The organism is Phenylobacterium sp., from assembly GCF_031181185.1.
Classification (GTDB): domain Bacteria; phylum Pseudomonadota; class Alphaproteobacteria; order Caulobacterales; family Caulobacteraceae; genus Phenylobacterium.
The window spans coordinates 1-5,570 of the sequence record NZ_JAPSKZ010000214.1 but is presented as its reverse complement, the minus strand read 5'-3'; the positions used below and the strand labels follow the sequence as shown (position 1 = coordinate 5,570).

7 protein-coding genes are annotated in these 5,570 nt (G+C 68.2%); 1 reads left to right on the top strand and 6 read right to left on the bottom strand.

Annotated elements, in window-relative coordinates; all coding sequences use genetic code 11:
* A partial coding sequence (locus tag RIF93_RS18250) for an SDR family NAD(P)-dependent oxidoreductase (protein ID WP_309092877.1) occupies window positions 1–571 on the top strand: 571 nt, incomplete at its 5' end.
* A gap of 2 nt (window positions 572–573) precedes the next feature.
* On the opposite strand, the gene RIF93_RS18245 is transcribed toward RIF93_RS18250, so the two are convergent.
* From RIF93_RS18245 to RIF93_RS18220, 6 genes are all read right to left on the bottom strand, one after another.
* A complete protein-coding gene (locus RIF93_RS18245; RefSeq protein ID WP_309092876.1) occupies window positions 574–813 on the bottom strand; it encodes a hypothetical protein in 240 nt (79 codons plus the stop codon).
* A gap of 33 nt (window positions 814–846) precedes the next feature.
* On the bottom strand, window positions 847–1,788 hold the full coding sequence (locus RIF93_RS18240; RefSeq protein ID WP_309092875.1) for an alpha/beta hydrolase: 942 nt from the start codon (window positions 1,786–1,788) through the stop codon (window positions 847–849).
* A gap of 112 nt (window positions 1,789–1,900) precedes the next feature.
* A complete protein-coding gene (gene fba / locus RIF93_RS18235; RefSeq protein ID WP_309092874.1) occupies window positions 1,901–2,986 on the bottom strand; it encodes a class II fructose-bisphosphate aldolase in 1,086 nt (361 codons plus the stop codon).
* 2 nt (window positions 2,987–2,988) lie between these two features.
* The gene (locus RIF93_RS18230; protein ID WP_309092873.1) at window positions 2,989–4,194 is read right to left on the bottom strand and encodes a phosphoglycerate kinase; all 1,206 of its coding nucleotides are present in this window, start codon (window positions 4,192–4,194) and stop codon (window positions 2,989–2,991) included.
* Between the two features lie 13 nt (window positions 4,195–4,207).
* The gene (gene gap, locus RIF93_RS18225; RefSeq protein WP_309092872.1) at window positions 4,208–5,218 is read right to left on the bottom strand and encodes a type I glyceraldehyde-3-phosphate dehydrogenase; all 1,011 of its coding nucleotides are present in this window, start codon (window positions 5,216–5,218) and stop codon (window positions 4,208–4,210) included.
* A gap of 175 nt (window positions 5,219–5,393) precedes the next feature.
* On the bottom strand, window positions 5,394–5,561 hold the full coding sequence (locus RIF93_RS18220; RefSeq protein ID WP_375163893.1) for a hypothetical protein: 168 nt from the start codon (window positions 5,559–5,561) through the stop codon (window positions 5,394–5,396).
* Window positions 5,562–5,570: the final 9 nt, after the last annotated feature.

Here is a 5,570-nt window from a genome sequence, read left to right as displayed (position 1 = left end):
GGCCGACGTTCGAGACGAGGCCGCGATGCGCGCGGCGGTCCAGGCCACGGTCGAGCGGTTCGGCGCCCTTCAGCTGGCGGTGAACAATGCAGGCCTCACCGGGCCCCACGGGGTCATGATCGAGGATCTGGATCTGGCGGACTGGCGTCAGGTCCTGGAAACCGACGTGACCGGCGTCTTCCTCAGTCTCAAGTACGAGCTGCCGGCGATCGTCCGCTCCGGCGGCGGCGCTGTGGTGAACATGTCGTCGGGCAACGGCGTCGTGGGCGTTCCCGGCATCGCCGCCTACACGGCGGCCAAGCATGCGGTGCTGGGCCTCACGCGCAGCGTGGCGCTGGAGTACGCGCAGAAGGGCGTGCGGGTGAACGCCGTGGGGCCAGGCTATGTGGACACGCCGCGCATGAAGCAGGCGCCGGAGGAGGCCCGCGCCGCCATGGCGGCCAGTCACCCCATGGGCCGGTTCGCCCGGCGAGAAGAGGTGGCGGAACTGGTGGCGTTCCTATTGTCCGAGCGGGCGTCTTTCATCACCGGCGGCTTCTATGCCGTCGATGGCGGCTACACCGCCCAATAGCGCTAGGGCCGCTTGTCGCGCTCGTCGTAGCCGTGGCGGGCGGAATAGAAAGCCAGCCACATGAGGAAGGCGGCGAGGGCGGCCACCACCAGAACGCCGCCCACGACGTATGGCCAGATCGGCCCCAGGGTGCGCCAGCCGCCGCCCAGCTCGGAGGCCCGGTAGAAGGCCCAGCCGGTGAAGACGGCGAAGGCGGCCAACCCGAGGAAGGTCAGCCCCAGGACGACGGCATGCTTGCGCATGCCGCCTCAACCTGTGGCGCAGGCCGCCTGTTCCTACTTGCCGACCGTCCAATCGGCGCCCTTGTCCTGGCCATCCAGGAACGTCAGCGTCGTGCGAGGCAGGTCCGGCGACAGGAAGACGTCGTAGTGGGTGCGGCCGGGCAGGATCGCCAGGCGGTGCTTCGACATGTGCTCGCGCTGCCAGCCGGCGTCGCGCAGGCCGCCGCCCAGCCGTTTGAAGAAGTCGATCTCGTGATCCGGCTTGAACATGTCGGCGTCGCCGTAGACCAGCATCACCGGCATGGTGAGGCGCGGGATCAGGGCCGAGCTGTCGTAGTCCTTGCGCATGAAGGCGCCCAGGGTGTCGAGCAGCTTGGGGAAGTCCTGCTTGCGGGGCGCCACCGCCATGTAGCCGTCGTACATCGGCGTGCCCTTCATGGCCTCGGCCATCTGCCCGGAGAGCTGCGCCTGCATCGGCCGCATCTCGCTGTGGAAGCCGTCGGTGGAATAGCTGGTCGAGACCAGCACCAGGCGGTTCACCCGCTCGGGCTTCTGCGCGGCCAATTGGAAGGCGACGCCGCCGCCCATCGAGTAGCCGACCACGTCGACCTTCCCGTAGCCGAGCTTACCCAGGATGGTGTCCATGTCGGCGCCCATCGCCTCGAGGGTGAACGGGCGCTCACCCAGCACTGTGCGGCCATGGCCGTGCAGGTCGACCGCGATCACCTGCCGGTCGGCGGCGAATGTGGGCAGCAGCGGCCGAAACATGTCGATCGAGCCCAGGCCGCCGTGCAGCAGGAGCAGCGGCGGGCGCGCCGTCGCCGCGCCGTGGACCTCGTAGTAGTAGCGGACGCCGTTCGCCTCGACATGGCCACTCTTGGCGGGCGCCTGCGCCGTGGCGGCGGCGGGCTGCGCGGCCAGGGCCACGGCGGGAACCGCCGTGGCGGCGGCGAGCGCCAGCGCGCCGGCCCGGATCGCATTCGTCAGCTTGGACATGACCTTCTCCGTCCCTTGGGCGGCCGGCTCGGCGCGCCTTCACGACTGAAAGACGGACGGCCGTGTCGGAAGCCGACACGGCCGTTCAAGGAAGGTCGAAATTCCGGTCGGCCTACTCGGCGGCGACGCGGGTGATGCCGATCTTGGGCGCCAGCTCGCCCGACGCATAGCGCTTGGCCATGGCCGACAGCGGCAGCGGCTTGATCTTCGACGCCATGCCGGCGGTGCCGAACTCTTCCATCCGCTGGATGCAGACCTTCCGCATCGCCTCCTTGGCGGGCTTCAGGTAGCTGCGCGGGTCGAACTCGCCCGGCTTCTCGGCGAACACCTTCCGGATCGCGCCGGTGATGGCCATGCGGTTGTCGGTGTCGATGTTGATCTTCCGCACGCCGTTCTTGATGCCGCGCTGGATCTCTTCGACGGGCACGCCCCAGGTCTGGGGCATCTCGCCGCCGTACTGGTTGATGATGTCCTGCAGCTCCTGCGGGACCGAGGACGAGCCGTGCATCACCAAGTGGGTGTTGGGCAGGCGGCGGTGGATCTCCTCGATGACGTGCATGGCCAGCACGTCGCCGTCGGGCTTGCGCGTGAACTTGTAGGCGCCGTGGCTGGTGCCCATGGCGATGGCGAGCGCGTCGACCTCGGTGGCCTTCACGAACTCGACGGCTTGGTCGGGGTCGGTCAGCAGCTGGTCGTGGCCAAGCTTGCCTTCGAAGCCGTGGCCGTCCTCCTTCTCGCCCATGCCGGTCTCGAGCGAGCCCAGCACGCCCAGCTCGCCCTCGACCGAGGCGCCGACCCAGTGCGCCATGTCGACGACGTTGCGGGTGACGCGAACGTTGTACTCATAGTCGGCCGGCGTTTTGCCGTCGGCCATCAGCGAGCCGTCCATCATCACGCTGGTGAAGCCGTACTGGATCGCCGTGGCGCAGGTGGCTTCGTTGTTGCCGTGGTCCTGGTGCATGCAGATCGGGATGTCCGGGTACATCTCGGCCATCGCATCGATCAGGTGCTTCAGCACGATGTCGTTGGCGTAGGAGCGGGCGCCGCGCGAGGCCTGCATGATCACCGGCGAATTGGTGGCCTCCGCGGCCTCCATGATCGCCAGCGCCTGTTCCATGTTGTTGATGTTGAAGGCCGGCACGCCGTAGCCGTGCTCGGCGGCGTGATCGAGAAGCTGTCGAAGCGTGATACGCGCCATCGTTAATTCCCCTTCGACAAGGCCGCCACCCCGGGCAGCTCCTTGCCTTCCATCCATTCCAGAAACGCGCCGCCGGCCGTGGAGACGAAGGTGAAATCACCGGTCGCACGCGCCGCATTTAGGGCCGCAACCGTATCACCACCGCCTGCCACCGCCACCAACTTGCCGGTCTTGGCGAGCGAAGCCGCTTCCTGTGCAGCTTCAACGGTGGCCTTATCAAAGGGTTGCACTTCGAACACGCCAAATGGCCCATTCCAGATCAGGGTGCGGCATTCGGCCATGGCCGCCGTCACCTGAGCCAGGGTGTCGGGGCCGACGTCGAAAATCTTCTCGTCCGGCGACAGCTTGTCCTCGCCGGTGAGGTCGACGACCCGGGTGGCGACGCCCGGCTCCAGGGCGGTGGCGACCACCACGTCGCTGGGCAGGATCACCTTGCAACCGGCCTCGTCGGCCTTCTGCAGGATCTCGCGCGCGGTCTCCGCCATCTCCTTCTCGCACAGCGAGCCGCCGATCTCGTAGCCCTGGGCGAAGCGGAAGGTGTTGGCCATGCCGCCGCCGATGGCCAGGTAGTCCAGCTTGCCGACCAGGTTGTTCAGCAGGTCCAGCTTGGTCGAGACCTTCGCCCCGCCGACGATGCCCAGGACGGGCCGCTTGGGGTTGCCCAGGGCGGCGTCCAGGGCCTCCAGCTCCTTGCGCATCTGCTCGCCGGCATAGGCCGGCAGCAGGCGGGCGACGCCTTCGGTCGAGGCGTGAGCCCGGTGGGCGGCCGAGAAGGCGTCGTTGACGTAGATGTCGCCGCCGGCCGCAAGCTGGGCGGCGAACTCGGCGTCGTTCTTCTCCTCGCCCGCGTGGTAGCGGACGTTCTCCAGCAGGGCCACGTCGCCGGACTGAAGGCCGTTGATCGCCGTCTGGGCGTCATCGCCGATGCAGTCGTCCGCAAACGCCACCGGGGCGCCGAGCAGCTTGGACAGCGGCTCCACCACCGGCTTCAGGCTCATCTCCGGCACGCGCTTGCCCTTCGGCCGATCGAAGTGGGCCAGCAGCACCACCTTCGCTCCGCCGGCGCGAAGCTTTTCGATGGTCGGCAGCGCGGCTCGCAACCGGGTGTCGTCGGTCACCCGGCCGTCGGCCATCGGCACGTTGAAGTCCACGCGCACCAGGGCGCGCCGGCCCTGGAGATCGGCGTCGTCGAGGGTGCGGAAGGTCATGGGAGCCTCAGGCTTAGAGCAGCTTGCCCATGTGGACGGCGGTGTCGCTCATCCGCGTCGAGAAGCCCCACTCGTTGTCGTACCAGGACAGGACGCGGCCAAGGCCGCCGTCGATGACCTGGGTCTGCGGCAAGGCCACGGTCGAGGAGGCCGACACGTGGTTGAAGTCGCTGGAGACCAGCGGCTCGTTGGTGACCGCCAGGATGCCCTTCAGCGGGCCCGAGGCCGCGGCCGCCTCGATGGCGGCGTTGATCTCTTCCTTCGTGACCTTCTTGCCCGGCACGAACTTCAGATCGACGACCGAGACGTTCGGCGTCGGCACGCGGATCGAGCTGCCGTCCAGCTTGCCGGTCAGTTCCGGGATCACCAGGCCCAGGGCCTTGGCGGCGCCGGTTGAGGTCGGGATCATCGACATGGCCGCGGCGCGGGCGCGGTAGAGGTCCTTGTGCATGGTGTCCAGCGTCGGCTGGTCGCCCGTGTACGAGTGGATCGTGGTCATGTAGCCGCGCTCGATCCCGCAGAGCTCCTGCAGGACCTTGGCCACCGGGGCCAGGCAGTTGGTGGTGCAGGACGCGTTCGAGATGATCAGGTCGTCGGCGGTCAGCGTCTCGTGGTTCACGCCGTAGACGATGGTCTTGTCGACGCCGTCGCCCGGGGCCGAGATGATCACCCGCTTGGCGCCGGCTTCCAGGTGGGCGGCGGCCTTGTCCCGAGCCGTGAACAGGCCCGTGCACTCCAGCGCGATGTCGACGCCCAGGTCCTTGTGCGGCAGCTCGGCGGGATTGCGGATGGCCGTCACCTTGATCGGACCACGGCCCACGTCGATGGTGTCGCCGTTCACGGTCACGGGCTGCGGGAAGCGGCCATGCACGCTGTCGTACCGCAGCAGGTGGGCGTTGGTCTCGACCGGGCCCAGGTCGTTGATGGCCACGACCTCGATGTCCGTCCGCGCATGTTCGATGATCGAGCGCAGGACCAGGCGGCCGATGCGACCGAAACCGTTGATGGCGACGCGAACGGGCATGGGTTGTGATCTCCTGGCTGCGGCCATTTGGCGCTATGTGGCGGGCGTTCTTCAGGTCGGGGGCGGGTAAGTCAACCCCCGGAAGAACACGAATGACGACAATGGATTGCGTCGGCGCGGGTCCCCTGACCAGCTCCGCTGTCACAATGCCTAAAGGTCAAGCCTGTTCCCGCGCTCAGCCTTTGATGGGCCGCACCTTGCCGGCCGCCTCGCGGGCCCGGCTACGCGCGTCCTCTATGTCGCCGCCCCAGGCCAGGGCCACGCCCATGCGTCGGCGCTCGTAGGCCTCGGGCTTGCCGAACAGGCGGAGGTCCGCGCCCGGGACGGCCAGGGCCTCCTCCACGCCTTCAAA